General features: G+C 60.8%; 1 protein-coding gene. It reads right to left on the reverse strand.

Annotated elements, in window-relative coordinates; all coding sequences use genetic code 11:
* Positions 1-593: DUF637 domain-containing protein (locus ABE459_RS26000; protein WP_323834006.1), on the reverse strand; the 593-nt coding region annotated here is incomplete at its 3' end.
* Positions 594-857: the final 264 nt, after the last annotated feature.

Here is an 857-nt window from a genome sequence, read left to right on the forward strand (position 1 = left end):
CGATCGAGCACGGTAGAGGTGCCGTTCTGCAGCAACTGATTGCCCGCGAAGCGACCTATGCCTTCCAGTTTGGAGAGGCTTTCGGTAGTGGCTACTTTTCCGCCGTTCTCCAGTGCCCCGGCCGGACCTGTTTTAGTCCCCATCCAATCGTCGAACAGCCCAGCGGTAAGGCCGGCTGTAATCCCGGAAACAAGATAACCGCGCAGGGCATCGCTCGATGTCAGGTCCTTGAATACCGCCCCCAGGTCGCCCTGGTTGTTGATGGTGCTGATCGCCGCGCTGCTGGCCGCCGAACTGACCACAGCGGTAGTCGCGGCGCTGGCTGCCGTACCAATGGTGGTGGCTGTCGTGGTGCTGATGCCGGCGGCACCCGCAACACTGGTGGCGGAAGACCCGACACTGGTGGCCAAACCACTCACCGCGCCTGCGGTGAAGTACGCCACCACGATGGCGATGATCATCGCCGACGCAGCACCCAGTCCCGAATTGCTGTACTTGAAGGAGTCGTGAACTTCCTTCACCTGCCGCCAATCCACATCCCCACGCTGTTCGGCGGCCTTGATCCAGGCCAACTGCGGATCGGCCGCGACCATTGCATCGATGGTCTGGCTGACCGACTGCTGGTCTACCTGCCTGAGGTCGATGCACTTGTCAGAGGTCGATCAGGCTACCCAATGGGTACTACCCCCCCTGCCGATGGCCCGCCGGCGACAAGCCGGGCTCCTTTTGTGCGCGGATGCGTGCCTCATGTTTGCTGGCCAAAGCCACGAGAATGGCCAGGTGATGAGAATCGAGACGATCAATGCCCAGGGATCGACGATTCCAACACAGGTGGTTCACTACACTTTCTTTCACAA

Source organism: Pseudomonas sp. TWI923, assembly GCF_039673365.1.
GTDB lineage: Bacteria > Pseudomonadota > Gammaproteobacteria > Pseudomonadales > Pseudomonadaceae > Aquipseudomonas > Aquipseudomonas sichuanensis.